The sequence below is a fragment of the Pseudomonas sp. BLCC-B112 genome, from assembly GCF_028550695.1.
GTDB classification, from domain to species: Bacteria; Pseudomonadota; Gammaproteobacteria; order Pseudomonadales; family Pseudomonadaceae; genus Aquipseudomonas; species Aquipseudomonas danubii.
This window is the reverse complement of sequence record NZ_JAQQGK010000021.1, coordinates 1-16,528: the sequence shown is the minus strand read 5'-3', so window position 1 is coordinate 16,528 and position 16,528 is coordinate 1. Positions and strand designations below refer to the sequence as shown.

The window sequence follows — 16,528 nt, the reverse complement described above, 5'->3', positions numbered from 1 at the left end:
GCCGCGGCCCCGCTCCTCTGCCTGCTGCCTCGCGCAGCCCTGCGACACATTCGCCCTGACGATGGCCAAAGATTTTCTATTCTCTCCTCAATAACCTGACCCACGGGTCCGTTTTTTTTCGCCGTTCACCCCAGGAAGAACTCTCGCGTGCCGTAGCAACGCGCCTTTGCCTTCGGGATCGGGTGTGTCGTGCGCCGGGGCCTGTCCGTCTGCTTGCCCGCTATCCCCGGTTGCCGGGATTTCCCACTGATCGGGGGCTTGCCTATCCGCTGAGACAAAGGAGATGTCCATGGACCGCAAGACCAAGCAATACCTCGACGAGATCTACTTCTGGCAGAGGGCACGCGCCCGCCTGTTGCAGCAAGCGGCACAACTTCACGAACCTCCCCCTGGCCCAAGGGAAACCACCGTAGCCGATACCGCCAGGGAACCGCTGGACGATCTGTTGCACAGCTGCGGCCTGGCCGCACTGCGTCGCGGTTCCGAACAGGCTGCGCCACCCGGGCACGGGGCCGCCGGGAGCACGCCGCCGACGGAACCGGCGGACTGAAGCACCGCGGGCAATGCCCTGGCTATAACAGCTCCAGGGCCCGGGCCTCACTGGGTGTCTGCTGATAACGGGCCTTGAACGCCCGGGCAAAATGCGCCTGGCTGACAAAGCCATGACGGTAGGCGATTTCACTGATGTCCAGACTTGCCCCCTGGCTGCTGCAAAGCAGCTGGCGGGCCTGCTGCAGGCGTTTTTCCAGGATGAAGCGGCTGGGCACGGTGTTCTCCATGGCGAACAGCCGGGCCAGGTGCCGGGTGGAAATGCCGGTCTGGGCCGCGACCCGTTCGCAGCTCAGGGACGGGTCCCCCAACTGTTCATGGATGCACTGTTTGGCCGCCAGCAGGTAGGAAGCACTCAGGGCATTGATGGGCCGTTCTCCAATCTGCCCGGCGATGATGCTGGCCAGCAGTTCGAAGGCCTGCTCCTGGTAGGCCTCGGCCTCGCCACACAGCGGCTGCTGGAAAAACGTCCGGGTGCGCTCGCCAAGGGTGCGCAACAGCAAGCGCTGGACTCCGCTGTGCACGCTGATCTTCAGCGTCCGGTCGAAACGCTTCAGGCAGCGCTCGGCAAACTGCTCCTGGGGAATGTCGAAAATGAACTGGCGCATCGCCCCGCAGAAGCCGAACAGGTAAGGCTTGTCGGTGCGGTAGACCACCAGCTCCCCCGGTTCCAGTACCTGGCAGGCGCCGTCCTGATAGAAAAACGAACCGCTGCCGGTGACCAGGGACACGAAGATCGAATCCTTGGGTACACCGCGGATCATCGACGTGTCGCGTTCCACCACGTGTTCATTGCCCACGATGCGCGCCAGGCGCATGGCACCCAACTGCAGGTTGTCCTGGCGGGCGGTGAAACCGTCGTCGGCGTAGGAGTTGCACTTGAGCCCCACCAGGGTGCTGGCGTTGTAGTCCTCCCAGAAGCTCAGGCGGTGATCCGGGTCGACCGCCTGGGTGCTGGCGTGCCGGGTTTCGAGCAAGGCGCATGGAGACATTGTTGTTCTTCTCATGGGCGGCTGGATATTCCCCGGACGGCAAGGCCGTGTCCGGGCACCTGGGGCCGCATGATCTGCGGGCTGCGGCCATTCATTAACATCTGAACTATATAGCCTGTCAACTTGAAACGCAGTGAGAGCCGTTCGCCGGAACCGCCTCGTCACCTCGCTATTTTCGGTAGGAAAAATCCCCGTCCGAAACAGACAACAAATCGGTCCGATTCAATCAAACCGGCGTCCAGCCGTGGGCCTAAAGTCGCCTCAGTCATCCCCATGACGCCCCCTATAACAACAATCGAGGTCGACCATGCCTGAAGCCGCCACCCGTGAGTTCTGGAAAGACCTGCAGCCCATCGCCCACTGTTTCAAACCCGACGCCAAGCCCGAGGTCTACCTGCCGAATGCCGCCAGCGACGACCTGAGCCTGTACGTACCCTTCACCGAAACCGTGTCTTCGCGACCGCTGTGGATTTCCCCCAGCGAGAACCGCTGGTGCGACATTCTCATGGCCCGCAGCGCCGGGCTGGTCAACCGCCACTACCACCCCCACGAAGTCTTCGCCTACACCCTGTCCGGCAAGTGGGGCTACCTGGAGCATGAGTGGACAGCCACCGCTGGCGACTTCGTCTACGAAACCCCGGGCGAAGGCCACACCCTGGTGGCCTACGAGCACGAGCAGCCGATGCGGGTGTTCTTCATCGTCAAGGGCCCGCTGATCTGGCTCGACGAACAGGGCGAGCCCGACGGCTACTTCGACGTGCACTCCTACATCGCCCTGTGCCGCGAACACTACGAAAAGATCGGCCTGGGCGCGGCCCATATCGACACCCTATTTCGCTGATCGACGTAGCTCACGCCTCCTCGGAGAACCACCATGGCTTATAAAAACAACAAGGCCGGTTACGAGAACACCTTGCTGGGGGTGCTGTTCCTGACCTTCGGCTTCGTCTTTTTCGATCGTCTGGCGCTGTCCTTCCTGTTCCCTTTCATGGCCGACGAACTGCAATTGAGCAACAGCCACCTGGGCATGCTGTCGTCGGTGCTGGCCCTGGCCTGGGCGGTGTCCGGCGCCCTGGTGGGCGCCTGGTCGGACCGCCGTGGCGTGCGCAAGCCGCTGCTGATTGTCGCGGTGATCCTGTTTTCCCTGTGCTCGGCCCTCTCCGGGCTGGTCACCGGTTTCCTCAGCCTGCTGCTGTTTCGCGCCATCATGGGGCTGGCCGAAGGGCCGATCCTGCCGCTCTCGCAATCCTTGATGGTGGAGGCTTCGTCGCCCCAGCGCCGGGGCCTGAACATGGGCCTGCTGCAAGGCTCGGCGGCCGGGCTGCTGGGGGCGGTGATCGGACCACCGGTGCTGATCGCCCTGGCCGAAGCCTATGGCTGGCGCCATGCCTTCATCATCTCGCTGGTTCCCGGCCTGCTGATCGCCCTGCTGATCTGGCGCTATGTACACCCGGACCCGCCACGGAGCGAGCCCCGGACGAACGCCGCACCGAGCAACGGCGGCGGACATCGGCTGGCCTTGCTGAAAAGCCGCAACATCGTGCTCTGCACCCTGATCAGTTGCGTGTTCCTGACCTGGTTCATCATTCTGATTTCCTTCACCCCGACCTTTCTGATCAAGGTCCGCGACTACAGCCCGGCCAGCATGGGCACGGTGATGAGCTGCCTGGGCGGCGCCTGGGTGCTCTGGGGCTTCGGCGTGCCGGCGATCTCCGATCGCATCGGTCGACGCCCGACCCTGGTGCTGTTCTCACTGATCGCCGCCTGCTGCCCCATGGCACTGCTCTACGCATCTTCGCCCTGGATGCTCGGCGTACTGATGCTGCTGACCTACACCGGCCTGGGCTGCTTCACCCTGTTCATGGCCACCATTCCGGCAGAGACCGTGCCCCGTGAAGTCATGGCCACGGCCTTGGGCCTGATCATGGGCATCGGTGAACTGGTGGGCGGCTTCGTCGCCCCGACCATCGCCGGGTTCGCCGCCGACCGCTTCGGCCTGTCCATCGTCATGTGGATGTCCTGTGGCGGCGCCTTGCTGGCAGCGGTACTGGCGCTGTTTCTCAAGGAAACCGCCCCAGCGGTGCTGGCCCGTCAACAGCGCCAGCACGCCTCCTCTGTCCTGCAAGGAAACCAGCCATGAACGCACTGCGTTGGCATGCCGCCCGAGACCTGCGCCTGAGCCAGGTGCAACCGCGCCAGCCCGGCCCCGGGGAAGTCCTGCTGCAGGTGGCCTACTGCGGTATCTGTGGCAGTGACCTGCATGAGTACGCCGATGGGCCGCACTCGATTCCCCAGCACGCGGCCCACCCGCTGTCCGGCTGCCGGGCACCACTGACCCTGGGCCATGAGTTCTGCGGCCAGGTGGTGGCCTTGGGCCCCGACGTCGATCCGAGCCTGCTGGGGCAACGGGTGGCCGTGGAGCCGGAGTATCGCTGCGGCGAATGCCAGTACTGCCGCATGGGCCAGTACAACCTCTGTGAATCCATGGGCTTTATCGGCCTGATGGGCGACGGCGGTTTTGCCGAGCAGGCGCTGGTCCCCGCCTACATGCTGCACCGGCTGCCAGAGCGCGTCAGCTTCAAGCAGGCCGCCGTGCTGGAGCCGGCGGCGGTGGCCTACCACGCCCTGAACCAGAGCAGCCTGCTGGCCGGCGACAGTTGCGTGGTGTTCGGGCTGGGCCCCATCGGCCTGCTGCTGGTCCTGCTGGCCCGGCTGCGGGGCGTGGAACGCATCTACGCCGTGGACCTGGACCCGCAGCGCCGGCAGCTGGCCCTGGAACTCGGCGCCAGCGCCGCCCTGGACGGCCGCGATCGGCAACTACAGGAACGACTGCGGCAACTGAGCGACGGCGGCCTCGACACAGCCTTTGAGGCCGCCGGCACCCAGCAGACCCTGAGCCATGCCCTGCACTGCCTGCGCAAGGGCGGTGAAGCCGTGCTGGTGGGCCTGATGGGCGAAGTGCAGGTCGACGCCTTCCACCTGGTGAACAACGAACTGCGCCTGCTCAGCAGCGTCGGCTACCGCCATGTGTATCCCGAACTGATCGAGCTGCTGGCCAGCGGACGCCTGGACCTGTCGCAGGTGGTGACCCGCTGCCTGGCCCTGGAGCAGGCGGTGGAACAGGGCTTCGAGGCGCTGTTGCAGGACAAAAGCCAGATCAAGGTGCTGGTCAACCCGACGCCGGCCCTGGCCGAGGCCTGACCCCTCGCTTTCAACACTCAAGACAAAAACAACAAGAAACGAGTACCCGACATGAATGCTTCCTATGCGCTGTGCCCGCTGCTGGCAGCCCTGCTGCTGCCCCTTGATTGCCTTGCCGATGCCCCGGCTGCGCCTCGTAGCGGGCCGTTGTCCGGCCTGGGCGACTACCTGGCCGACCAGGGCATTACGCCCCACGTGCAGTTTCTCAGCCTGTCCATGAAGAACCTCGACACCGGCCCCCGCCCCCACAGCTTCGGCAACAGCGGCGATCTGTTCGTGGGCGCCGACATCAACCTGGGGACCTTCGCCGGCCTGGACGGCGCGGCGCTGCACTTCGAACAGACCCTGTTCATCCTCGACCACCAGACCGGCGTACCCACCTCACGCAACTGGCAAGGCGCCGCCGGCAGCTACTTTGGCGGCGCGCCGATCCACAACGACCTCACCAGCAACCAGCTGAGCCTGCTGACCTACCAGCAGACCTGGCTCGATGGCCGGGTCGACCTGAGCCTGGGGCGGACCAACGCCCGGCGCTATTTCTACATCTACAACTGCGAAAGCACCATCACCTGCAATGACCCGATCATCGACTCTTCCACCGGCATCCTGCCGCCGCCCTACGGCAGTTGGGGCGGCTACCTGAAGTACCAGCTGACGCCCCAGTGGTACGTACACGGCGGCGCCTTCGAATCCAACCCGGTGGACTACCTGAAGGAGCGCAAGGGTCTGGACTTCAGCACCGACGATGCCAGCGGCACCAGCCTGCTGCTGGGCATCGGCAGCCAGAACCGCGACGCCTACAGCTCCCACTACGAGCTCAACGGCTACTACAACACCTCCAAGCAGGAGGACCCGCTGACCGGGGCCACGGCATGGGGCAGCGGCGGCGCCTTCTTCAAGTTCCAGCAGTCGCTGTGGCGCGCCGACGCCGGATCGGGCAGCGCGCCCCAGGCCCTGCTGTTGTTCGGCTCGCTGTCGGCGGCGGCCGATGACAAGCAGCCCTTCAGCCACTTCGCCGAGGCCGGGCTGACCTATCTGGCGCCCTTCGACCGGCCCCAGGACAAGCTCAACGTCAAGGCCAGCTACCTGCGCCTCAACGACCACCAGATGCGTTTCCAGCAGCAGGCACGCCTGGCCAACGGCGGCGACCCGCGCCTGGCCGAGCGCAATGTCTACGCCCTGGAAGCCAACGCCCATATCGCCCTGACCCGGCAACTGGCCCTGGAACCCAGCGTCCAGTACCTGATCAACCCGGACAATTTCTACAACCCCGAGGCCCGCGAGCTGAGCGGCAACGGCTTTGTCGTCGGCCTGCAAGTGACCCTCGACGTCGGCTCGCTGCTGGGGCTGTGAGATGGATTTTTATGACTGCCCAAAGAGGTATCCCCATGACTGAACACACCACGCAAACCTTCGACTACATCGTGGTGGGCGCCGGCTCCGCCGGTTGCGTGCTGGCCAACCGTCTGTCCGCCGACCCCAAGGTCCAGGTGTGCCTGATCGAGGCCGGGCCCAGCGACCGCACCCTGCTGCCCGCCGCCTATGTGCGCACCCCGGCAGGGATCATCCGCCTGATCGCCAACCCGCGCTGGAACTGGATGCATCAATTCGGCGCCCAAGCCGCCAGCGGCGACCAGCCCATCCCCTGCCCCCGCGGCCGGGTCTGGGGCGGCTCCAGCGCCATCAACGGCATGATCTACATCCGTGGTCACCGGCAGGACTTCGACCGCTGGGCCGCCGCCGGCAACCAGGGCTGGAGCCACGACGAGCTGCTGCCCTATTTCAAGCGTTCGGAGCATTTCGAACCCGGCGACTCGCCCTGGCATGGCCAGCACGGCGAGCTCAACGTGGCCGAGCAGCGCAGCCCGAGCCCGGTCAATCAGGTGTTCTATGAGGCGGCCACGGAGCTGGGCTGGAGCTACAACCCGGACTTCAACGGCCCGGAACAGGAAGGCTTCGGCCCCTTCCATGTCACCCAGATCAACGGCGAACGTTGCAGCGCCGCCCGGGCTTTCCTGCATCCGATCCTGCAGCGGCAAAACCTCACCGTACTCAGTTCCACCCTGACCCACCGGGTGCTGCTGCAAGGCACTCGCGCCAGCGGCGTGGAGATCAGCCACAACGGCCAGGTCCGCCAGTTGCAGGCGCGTCGGGAGGTGATCCTCTGCGCCGGGGCAATCAACTCGCCGCAGTTGCTGCTGCTCTCCGGCATCGGCCCGGGGGAGGAACTGAAAGCCCACGGCATCCTGCCGCGTCACCCGTTGCCGGGGGTCGGCCTGAACCTGCAGGACCACCAGGACATCGTGCTGATGTACCGCAGCGACCCCGAACTGGGCTACGGTCTTTCGCCCAAGGGCCTGCTGCCCCTGGCCCGTTCGCCCTGGCAGTACCTGACCCGGCGCCAGGGACCGCTGACCTCCAACACCGTCGAGTCCGGAGCATTTCTGCGCCTTACGCCCGAGGACCCGGTGCCGGAGCTGGGGCTGATCGTCGCCCCGGCCCTGAAGAACCAGCCCCAGCGCCTGATTCCCGTGGGCCATGGCATCAGCCTGCACGTGGCGGTAATGCACCCGCAAAGCCGCGGCCGGGTGCGCCTGAACTCCGCTGACCCGCACGACAAACCACTGATCGAGGCCAACTTCCTCAGCCACCCGGAGGACCTGCGCAAGCTGGTGGCCGGCTTGCGCCTGGTGCGCCAGCTGGCGGCGACCCGAGCCTTTGCCCAGTGCCTCAAGGGCGAGCTGGTGCCCGGCCCGCAGGTACAGAGCCAGGAGCAGATCGAGCAATGGATTCGTCAGCACCTGGGCACGGTGTTCCACCCGGTGGGCAGCTGCAAGATGGGCCATGACGAACTGGCGGTGGTGGACGATCAACTGCGGGTCCACGGCCTCCAGGGGCTGCGGGTGGCGGATGCCTCGATCATGCCGAGCCTGATCACCGGCAACACCAACGCGGCAGCGATCATGATCGGGGAAAAGGCCGCGGACCTATTGCTGGGTACGGCACCCGCGCAACCGCGCAGCATGCCTCAAGGCGCAACATGCACTTGAGCCGGGGCTCAGGGGCGCTTCGGCGTCTCGGCCGCTGGCGGGTTGGTCTGCCCCTGGCGCGCCCGGTACTCCCCCGGCGCGGTCTTGGCGTAGCGCTGGAAAAACCGGCTGAAATAGGCCGGGTCCTTGAAGCCCAGCTGGTAGCAGATTTCATTCACCGAACTGGCAGTGAACAGCAGCAAGCGCTTGGATTCCTGCATCAGGCGTTCGTACACCAGGCGCTTGGACGGCAGGTCGGCGATGCGTCGGCAGACGTCGTTGAGCCGCGCTTCGGTGACCCCCAAGGCGCTGGCGTAGCGCGCCAGGGGCCAGTGCTCCAGGTAGCGGGCCTCGATCAGTTCATTGAAGCGGTGGAATATCTGCAGGTCTTCATGCCGGGCCGGGCGCGCCTTCAGGGAATTGGCCGAGAGCCGCAGCAGGCTGATCATCAGCAACCGGGTCAGGGCCTCCAGCGCCGCCTCGCGACCCGCGCCCTGCCCGGCGATCTCCTGCTGCAACTCATGGAACAGGCCTTCCAGGCGGCGCACTTCGCCGGCAAACTCCGGCCCCAGGCGCGCCAGCGCCACACACACCGGCGGCACCTGGGGCGCGGGGGCCAGCGTCGGATCGGCACCGATCAACTCCCACACCAGTTGCTGGCGCACGGTGAGCACGTGGCCCTCGCTGTCGGCTTCGGTGACGAAGGCATGGGGAATGGTCGGCGGAGTGAGGAAGAACATCGGTCCCGACTCCAGGTATTGCTGGTCGTCGAGGTAGACCCGCACCGCGCCGCTTTGCACGTAGTGCACCTGGAAGAAGCGGTCATGGCGATGCACCGGCATGTTGCGCCCGAAGAAGCCGGCGAGGTTGCTCAGCTTGTCGTAATGCACCTGGGCATCGGCGTAGCGCTGATCGTAGACCTGGCCGATGTTGATGTTGGGAATGGGTTGACGTGGGTTCATGGCACCCTTCTGTTTTTTATTTTTCAGCACGCAGAGCGTTGGCATCCTGCGCGATTCGCGGCTTGCCCGCCAGGGCAAGACGCAATCGTTCAGGCTGGCGCTTGACGATCATTAACATATTAAATATAACGTTAATACATTAACGAATTCACCCCGCTAGCGGCAAGCGCACTGCGGGCCCCCACACCAGGAACCAGGAGACGCTCGATGAGCCGTGCACTGAACGATCACGCCGGCGGCACCCTGTTCGGCGTTGCGCTGAACTACCAGGGGTTGCTGCACAGCCATCTGCAAAGCTTCACCCAGCCGCCCTACCAGAAGCCTCCGGTAAAACCGGTGCTGTTCATCAAGACCCCCAACACCCGCAACAGCCATGAAGCACCGGTGGTGTTTCCCAAGGACGTCGAACGCCTGCAACCGGGCCCGGCCCTGGGGGTGGTGATCGGCAAGCGCGCCAGCCGGGTGAGCCTGGAACACGCCCTGGAACATGTGGCCGGCTACACCATCGTCAACGAGTTCAGCCTGCCGGAAGACAGCTACTACCGTCCTGCGGTGAAGGCCAAGTGCCGGGACGGCTTCTGCGCCATCGGCCCGCAGCTGGTGCCGGCCGCCCAGATCAGCAATCCCCACGACCTGAGCCTGGAGCTGTTCGTCAACGGCGAGCGGGTGCAGCACAACAGCACCGCCAACCTGGTGCGCAACATCCCCCAGCTGATTGCCGAGATCAGCGAATTCATGACCCTGCATGCCGGAGACGTGCTGATCACCGGCACTCCCGAGGGCCGGGTCGATGTGCGCCCCGGCGACCGGGTCGAAGTACAGATCAGCGGCCTGGGCCGTCTGGCCAACAGCATCGTTGCCGAATAAGGAACCGACATGAAACACGCGCGCATCCGCTATCAGGGCCAGGTCCACGACGCTCGGGTCACCGGCCCCAATACCCTGCAACTGGAAGACGGCCGGACCCTGGCCGAGGATCAGGTGCAGTGGCTGCCCCCGGCCAGCGGGACCATGTTCGCCCTGGGCCTGAACTACGCCGACCACGCCGCCGAACTGGCCTTCAAGCCGCCCACCGAGCCCTTGGTGTTCATCAAGTCCCCTGGCACCTACACCGGCCACAACCAGGTGACCTGGCGCCCGGACAACGTCGCCTACATGCACTACGAGTGCGAGCTGGTGGCGGTGATCGGCAAGACCGCGCGCAACGTCAAGCGCGAGGACGCCCTGGACTACCTGGCCGGCTACACCCTGTGCAACGACTACGCGATCCGCGATTACCTGGAGAACTACTACCGGCCCAACCTGCGGGTGAAGAACCGCGACGCCACCACCCCGGTCGGCCCGTGGATCATCGACGCCGCCGAAGTGCCGGAGCCCAACAAGCTGACCCTGCGCACCTGGGTCAACGGCGAACTGCGCCAGCAAGGCAGCACCGCCGACATGATCTTCGACATCCCCTACCTGATCGAATACCTGTCCAGCTTCATGACCCTGCAACCGGGGGACATGATCGCCACCGGCACCCCCGAAGGCCTCAGCGATGTAGTGCCCGGCGATGAGGTGGTGGTGGAAATCGAAGGTGTCGGCCGGCTGGTCAACCGCATCGTCAGCGAAAGCGAATTCTTCGCCCATCACGCCCACCCAGAGCCCACCGCCGTGGCCAAGGAGCACGCATAAATGATCAAGCACTGGATCAACGGCCGCGAAGTCGAAAGCCGTGAAGTCTTCACCAACTACAACCCCGCCACCGGTGAAGCCATTGGCGAGGTGGCCAGCGGTGGCGCCGAGGAAATTGCCCTGGCCGTGGCCGCGGCCAAGGATGCTTTCCCGAAATGGGCCAATACCCCGGCCAAGGAACGTGCCCGGTTGATGCGCCGCCTGGGCGCGCTGATCGAGGAGAACGTGCCGCACTTGGCGGAGCTGGAAACCCTGGACACCGGGTTGCCGATCCACCAGACCCGCAACGTGCTGATTCCCCGGGCCTCGCACAACTTTGATTTCTTCGCCGAGGTCTGCACCCGCATGGATGGCCACAGCTATCCGGTGGACGACCAGATGCTCAACTACACCCTGTACCAGCCGGTGGGCGTGTGCGCCCTGGTGTCGCCATGGAACGTGCCGTTCATGACCGCCACCTGGAAGACCGCGCCCTGCCTGGCCCTGGGCAATACCGCGGTGCTGAAGATGAGCGAACTGTCGCCGCTGACCGCCAACGAGCTGGGCCGGCTGGCGCTGGAAGCCGGGATTCCCGCCGGGGTGCTGAACATCGTCCAGGGCTACGGCGCCACTGCCGGCGACGCCCTGGTGCGCCACCCGGACGTGCGGGCAATCTCCTTCACCGGCGGCACCGCCACCGGCAAGAAGATCATGCAGACCGCCGGCCTGAAGAAGTACTCCATGGAACTGGGGGGCAAGTCGCCGGTGCTGATCTTCGAGGACGCCGATCTGGAGCGGGCCCTGGACGCCGCGCTGTTCACCATCTTTTCCCTGAACGGCGAGCGCTGCACCGCCGGTAGCCGGATCTTCATCCAGGAAAGCGTCTACCCGCAGTTCGTCAAGGAATTCGCCGCCCGAGCCAAGCGCCTGATCGTCGGTGACCCGCAGGACCCCAAGACCCAGGTCGGCTCGATGATCACCCAGGCCCACTACGACAAGGTCACCGGCTACATCCGCATCGGCCTGGAAGAAGGCGCGACCTTGCTGGCCGGCGGCCTGGAACGCCCGGCCAACCTGCCGGCACACCTGGCTCGCGGGCAGTTCATCCAGCCCACGGTGTTCGCCGACGTGGACAACCGGATGCGCATCGCCCAGGAAGAGATCTTCGGCCCGGTGGTGTGCCTGATCCCGTTCAAGGACGAGGCCCAGGCCCTGCAACTGGCCAACGACACCGAGTACGGCCTGGCTTCCTACATCTGGACCCAGGACATCGGCAAGGCCCATCGCCTGGCCCGGGGCATCGAGGCCGGCATGGTGTTCATCAACAGCCAGAACGTCCGCGACCTGCGCCAGCCGTTTGGTGGCGTCAAGGGCTCGGGCACCGGCCGCGAAGGCGGCGAATACAGCTTCGAAGTGTTTGCCGAGATCAAGAACGTCTGCCTCTCCATGGGCAGCCATCACATCCCGCGCTGGGGCGTGTAAGGTTTACAACCGTCCCGGATCACGCCAACAAGAAGATGTTTCAGGAGAAGCACCATGGGCGAAGTCGTCATGGCCGCCAAGGTCTGCCACGTTCCATCGATGTACCTGTCCGAACTGCCGGGCAAGCACCACGGCTGCCGTGAGGCGGCCATTGCCGGGCACAAGGAAATTGCTCGTCGCGCCCGGGCGCTGGGGGCCGACACCGCGGTGGTGTTCGATGTGCACTGGCTGGTCAACAGCGGTTACCACATCAACTGTGGTGAAGCCTTCAACGGCACCTACACCAGCAACGAGCTGCCGCACTTCATCAAGAACATGACCTACGACTACCAGGGCTGCCCGGAGCTGGGGGAACTGATCGCCGCCGAGGCCAACGCCGCCGACGTGCGCACCCTGGCCCACAACATCCCCAGCCTGGAGCTGGAGTACGGCACCCTGGTGCCCATGCGCTACATGCACATGGACGTGCCCGCCGCCGAGCATTTCAAGGTGGTGTCCATCGCCGCCTGGTGCGCCTGGCACAAACTGGAGGACAGCTTCACCTTCGGCGCTGCCGTGCGCCGGGCGATTGAAAAGAGCGAGCGCAAGGTCCTGGTGCTGGCGTCCGGCTCGCTGTCCCACCGTTTCTCCAACGACCGCGAAGCCGAAGCCAACATCCACAACTGGACCCGGGAATTCGACAAGCAGGTGGACCAGCGGGTGGTGGAACTGTGGCAGCAAGGTCGCTTTCGCGAGTTCTGCGCCATGCTCCCGGACTACGCCGCCAGCTGCCACGGCGAGGGCGGCATGCACGACACGGCAATGCTCCTGGGGCTGCTGGGCGGGCCGGAACACCAGCGCCCGGCTGAGATCATCACGCCGCTGTTCGGCAGCTCCGGCACCGGCCAGATCAACGCCATCTTCTAGAAGCAGCGGCAGGTTCCAGCCACTCGCTGCAAGACACAATCGAAAGCAGTGCCAAGCCACCAGCCTCAAGTCACAGGAGTCCGCTCTTGTGGCTTGCAGCTTGGCGCTTGCCGCTGCCTCCCAAGGAGGCTTCCCGTGCCGCATTTCATCGCTGAGTACACCGACAACATCGAACAGGCCGCCGATCTGCCGGGGCTGTTCAGCAAGGTTCATGACTACCTGGGCGCCACGGGCGTGTTCCCCCTTGGGGGCATTCGCAGTCGCGGCGTGCGCCTGGACACCTGGCGCATGGCCGACGGCAAGCACGACTACGCCTTTGTCCACATGCGCCTGCAGGTGGGCGCCGGACGGGACCTGGCCACCCGGCGCCAAGTGGCCGAGGGCCTGTTCGACATCATCAAGGCGCACTTTGCCACGCTGCAGGCCCAGCGCTTGCTGGCCCTGTCGTTCGAGATGAGCGAGCTGGATGCCGAGCTGAACTTCAAGCACAACAACGTGCATGAGTTCCTGCGCGGACAGGCCTGAGCATTGTGCCGGCCCTTTCGCCGGCAAGCCGGCTCCTACACAACGCCCATGCCACCCGTAGGAGCTGGCTTGCCAGCGAACAGGCCCGCAAGCCAGGCGCCAGCCCCTAGGCAGACTTCGCTGGCAAGCCGACCCACACAAGAACAATAACGAGATCTCCCCATGTCCCATCCCGCAATCGCCGAGGCTCCTGTGGCCGAGGTCAACGACTGCTATCGCAAGATCACCTGGCGGCTGATGCCGCTGTTGTTCGTCTGCTACATTTTCGCCCACCTGGACCGCATCAATATCGGCTTCGCCAAGTTGCAGATGACCCAGGACCTGGGCTTCAGCGACAGCGTCTACGGCCTCGGCGCCGGGCTGTTCTTCGTGGCCTACGCGCTGTTCGGGGTGCCCAGCAACCTGGCCCTGGAGCGGGTCGGACCACGGCGCTGGATCGCCTTGCTGATGCTGGTCTGGGGCCTGCTGTCCAGTGCCCTGATGCTGGTCGACAGCGCCTGGGGCTTCTATGTGCTGCGCTTTCTGCTGGGGGTCGCCGAGGCGGGGTTCTTCCCTGGCATCCTGGTGCTGCTCAACCGCTGGTTCCCGGCCAGCCGCCGCGGTCAGGTGACCGCGCTGTTCGCCATTGCCGTGCCCATGGCCGGGGTGATTGGCGGGCCCCTGTCGGGGTGGATTCTGGAAAGCTTCCACGACGTCGGCGGCCTGCGCGGCTGGCAGTGGATGTTCCTCATCGAAGGCTTGCCCGTGGTGCTGCTGGGTCTAGTGGTGCTCAAGGCCCTGCCGGAAAGCATCGAGCAGGTGGACTGGCTGACCCCGGCGCAGAAAGCCCAGCTGTTGCAGGCCCTGCAACAGGAAGAACAGCGCAAGTCCATCAACCGCTTCAGCGACATCCTCACGGAGCGCCATGTCTGGCTGCTGGTGTGCATCTACTTCGCGGTGATGCTGGCGGTGAACACCATCGCCTTCTGGATGCCGACCCTGATCCACCACGCCGGCATCGCCCGGGACAGCAACGTCGGCCTGCTCAGCGCCCTGCCCTATCTGGCCGGTTGCCTGTTCATGCTCGGCGTTGGCCGTTCCTCGGACCGCCTGCGCGAACGCCGCTGGCATTTGGCAATACCGCTATTGATGTCCAGCCTCGGCCTGACCCTCACTGGGCTGGCCCCGGGCGACCCGTGGCTGGTGATGTTCGGCCTGCTGGTGGCGGGCATGGGCGCCAGCGCGGCGCTGCCGATGTTCTGGCAGTTGCCGCCGGCGTTTCTGGCCAGCAGCACCCAGGCCGCGGGCATTGCCCTGATCAGTTCCTTCGGCAGTGTGGCCGCCTTTCTTGCGCCCTACCTGATTGGCGTGGTGCGCGACGCCACCCAAAGCGCCAGCCTCGCCCTCTATGCCCTGGCCCTGCTGATCGCCCTGGGCGCCTGGCTGGTGCTGCGGGTGCCTGCCCATATCGTCAACCCTCGGGAGAAATAACCATGCTCAGCCCTTCGGATATCCAAGAAGCCGCCGCGCGCCTCAACGCTGCCGAACGCAGCCGCGAACAGATCGGCCAGTTGTCCCTGCAATACCCCGACATCAGCATCGAGGATGCCTACGCCATCCAGCGCAGCTGGGTGGAGCAGAAGATCCGCGACGGCCGCAAGCTGGTGGGCCACAAGATCGGCCTGACGTCCCGGGCGATGCAGGTATCGTCCAACATCACCGAGCCGGATTTCGGCGCCTTGCTGGACGACATGCTGTTCGATGAAGGCACGGACATTCCCTTTCAGCGCTTTATCGTGCCCCGGGTCGAGGTGGAGCTGGCGTTCATCCTCGGCAAACCCTTGAAAGGCCCCCACTGCACCTTATTCGATGTGCTGGACGCCACCGATTGGGTAATCCCGGCCCTGGAGATCATCGACGCGCGCATCCAGCAAGTGGACCCGCAGACCCAGGCCACCCGCAAGGTGTTCGACACCATCTCCGATAACGCCGCCAACGCCGGAGTGGTGATGGGCGGCCGCGCCGTGCGTCCCGGGGATGTGGACTTGCGCAAGGTGCCGGCGGTGCTCTACCGCAATGGCGTGATCGAGGAGTCCGGGGTCTCTGCCGCGGTACTCAACCACCCGGCCAAGGGCGTGGCCTGGCTGGCCAACAAGCTCGCGGCCTACGACGTCGGCCTGGAAGCCGGGCAGATCATTCTCGGCGGCTCCTTCACGCGCCCGGTGGCCGCCCGTCCCGGGGATGTCTTCCACGTGGACTACGATCAGTTGGGCAGCATCGCCTGCCGCTTTGTCTGAGGAGACCGCCATGGACATGCCGATAAACCTGTTCAAACAACGCCTGCAACACAGCGAACCACAGATCGGCCTGTGGCTGGGGTTGGCCGACGGCTACTGCGCCGAGCTGGCGGCCAACGCCGGTTTCGACTGGCTGTTGCTGGACGGCGAACACGCGCCCAACGATCTGCGCAGCCTGCTCGCGCAGCTGCAGGCCATCGCGCCCTATGCAGCCCAGGGCATCATCCGCCCGCCCATTGGCGATACCGCGCTGATCAAGCAATTGCTGGACATCGGCGCCCAGACCCTGCTGATTCCCATGGTGGAAAGCGCCGAACAGGCACGTCAGCTGGTGCGCGCCATGCACTATCCGCCGCTGGGGGTGCGCGGGGTCGGCAGCGCCCTGGCCCGGGCATCACGCTGGAACAGCATCGCCGGCTACCTGGATCAGGCTGACGAGCAGATGTGCCTGCTGGTGCAGATCGAGAACCTCGAAGGCCTGCGCAACCTGGATGAGATTCTCGCGGTGGACGGAGTCGACGGCGTGTTTATCGGCCCGGCGGATCTGTCGGCGGCCATGGGCCAGCGGGGCAACCCCGGGCACCCCGAGGTGGTGGCCGCGATTGAAGACGCCATCGTGCGAATTCGTCAGGCAGGCAAGGCCGCGGGGATTCTCAGTGCTGATCAGCGCCTAGCGCGGCGTTGCATCGAACTGGGGGCCAACTTCGTGGCCGTGGGGGTGGACACCACAGTGCTGATGAAAGGCCTGCAGAGCCTGGTCGGCCAGTACAAGACCCTGGACGCCCCCACGAGCGAAGGCGGGGTCTACTGACGAACGCTGGCTGGCAGCCTCTTCGCTGGCCAGCCAGCTCACTGGGAACACCCCGCCCCCCTGCTTCAGGCCGGCCGCAAGGCCGCCGTCTGGCTCTTGATCTTGATCTTGATCTGAACGCCCCGTTAACCACGATGGC

The 16,528-nt window shown here is 65.3% G+C and carries 16 protein-coding genes; 14 read left to right on the top strand and 2 right to left on the bottom strand.

Going from position 1 to position 16,528, the window contains the following annotated elements:
* The first annotated feature begins 289 nt into the window (after positions 1–289).
* Positions 290–550: a hypothetical protein gene (locus PQT43_RS30840; protein ID WP_102882638.1), complete on the top strand. Its 261-nt coding sequence runs from the start codon at positions 290–292 to the stop codon at positions 548–550.
* A gap of 22 nt (positions 551–572) precedes the next feature.
* Here PQT43_RS30840 and PQT43_RS30835 read toward each other — a convergent pair whose 3' ends face one another.
* On the bottom strand, positions 573–1,541 hold the full coding sequence (locus tag PQT43_RS30835; protein WP_123394264.1) for a helix-turn-helix domain-containing protein: 969 nt from the start codon (positions 1,539–1,541) through the stop codon (positions 573–575).
* A gap of 307 nt (positions 1,542–1,848) precedes the next feature.
* On the opposite strand from PQT43_RS30835, the gene PQT43_RS30830 reads away from it, so the two are divergent.
* From PQT43_RS30830 to PQT43_RS30810, 5 genes are read left to right on the top strand one after another with little or no spacing between them, the layout of a single operon-like run.
* On the top strand, positions 1,849–2,382 hold the full coding sequence (locus PQT43_RS30830) for a 2,4'-dihydroxyacetophenone dioxygenase family protein (RefSeq protein WP_110596623.1): 534 nt from the start codon (positions 1,849–1,851) through the stop codon (positions 2,380–2,382).
* Positions 2,383–2,415: 33 nt separating this feature from the next.
* Complete coding sequence (locus tag PQT43_RS30825; protein ID WP_272755549.1) at positions 2,416–3,681, top strand: MFS transporter; 1,266 nt, start codon at positions 2,416–2,418, stop codon at positions 3,679–3,681.
* Positions 3,678–4,742, top strand: a complete 1,065-nt coding sequence (locus PQT43_RS30820) for a 2,3-butanediol dehydrogenase (protein ID WP_253085800.1) — start codon at positions 3,678–3,680, stop codon at positions 4,740–4,742. Before PQT43_RS30825 ends, PQT43_RS30820 begins: the two co-directional genes overlap by 4 nt.
* Before the next feature lie 51 nt (positions 4,743–4,793).
* The gene (locus PQT43_RS30815; protein ID WP_272755548.1) at positions 4,794–6,095 is read left to right on the top strand and encodes a carbohydrate porin; all 1,302 of its coding nucleotides are present in this window, start codon (positions 4,794–4,796) and stop codon (positions 6,093–6,095) included.
* A gap of 35 nt (positions 6,096–6,130) precedes the next feature.
* The gene (locus PQT43_RS30810) at positions 6,131–7,792 is read left to right on the top strand and encodes a GMC family oxidoreductase (RefSeq protein WP_267268352.1); all 1,662 of its coding nucleotides are present in this window, start codon (positions 6,131–6,133) and stop codon (positions 7,790–7,792) included.
* A gap of 8 nt (positions 7,793–7,800) precedes the next feature.
* Here the strand turns inward: PQT43_RS30810 and hpaA are convergent, their stop codons facing one another.
* Positions 7,801–8,733 (bottom strand): 4-hydroxyphenylacetate catabolism regulatory protein HpaA, encoded by a 933-nt coding sequence (gene hpaA / locus PQT43_RS30805; RefSeq protein WP_110596618.1) that lies wholly within the window; start codon positions 8,731–8,733, stop codon positions 7,801–7,803.
* Positions 8,734–8,940: 207 nt separating this feature from the next.
* On the opposite strand from hpaA, the gene PQT43_RS30800 reads away from it, so the two are divergent.
* From PQT43_RS30800 to hpaI, 8 genes are all read left to right on the top strand, one after another.
* Positions 8,941–9,600 (top strand): fumarylacetoacetate hydrolase family protein, encoded by a 660-nt coding sequence (locus PQT43_RS30800; protein ID WP_272755546.1) that lies wholly within the window; start codon positions 8,941–8,943, stop codon positions 9,598–9,600.
* 9 nt (positions 9,601–9,609) lie between these two features.
* Positions 9,610–10,410 (top strand): fumarylacetoacetate hydrolase family protein, encoded by an 801-nt coding sequence (locus tag PQT43_RS30795; RefSeq protein WP_272755545.1) that lies wholly within the window; start codon positions 9,610–9,612, stop codon positions 10,408–10,410.
* Entirely contained in the window at positions 10,411–11,871 is a 1,461-nt protein-coding gene (hpaE, locus tag PQT43_RS30790) for a 5-carboxymethyl-2-hydroxymuconate semialdehyde dehydrogenase (RefSeq protein WP_110596616.1), read from the top strand.
* Between the two features lie 54 nt (positions 11,872–11,925).
* The gene (hpaD, locus tag PQT43_RS30785) at positions 11,926–12,777 is read left to right on the top strand and encodes a 3,4-dihydroxyphenylacetate 2,3-dioxygenase (protein WP_110596615.1); all 852 of its coding nucleotides are present in this window, start codon (positions 11,926–11,928) and stop codon (positions 12,775–12,777) included.
* A gap of 135 nt (positions 12,778–12,912) precedes the next feature.
* Positions 12,913–13,302 (top strand): 5-carboxymethyl-2-hydroxymuconate Delta-isomerase, encoded by a 390-nt coding sequence (locus PQT43_RS30780; RefSeq protein WP_102882626.1) that lies wholly within the window; start codon positions 12,913–12,915, stop codon positions 13,300–13,302.
* 162 nt (positions 13,303–13,464) lie between these two features.
* Entirely contained in the window at positions 13,465–14,772 is a 1,308-nt protein-coding gene (locus PQT43_RS30775) for an MFS transporter (protein ID WP_265073270.1), read from the top strand.
* Between the two features lie 2 nt (positions 14,773–14,774).
* On the top strand, positions 14,775–15,578 hold the full coding sequence (gene hpaH, locus PQT43_RS30770) for a 2-oxo-hept-4-ene-1,7-dioate hydratase (protein ID WP_102863279.1): 804 nt from the start codon (positions 14,775–14,777) through the stop codon (positions 15,576–15,578).
* Positions 15,579–15,588: 10 nt separating this feature from the next.
* Positions 15,589–16,389, top strand: a complete 801-nt coding sequence (gene hpaI, locus PQT43_RS30765; RefSeq protein WP_265073271.1) for a 4-hydroxy-2-oxoheptanedioate aldolase — start codon at positions 15,589–15,591, stop codon at positions 16,387–16,389.
* Positions 16,390–16,528: the final 139 nt, after the last annotated feature.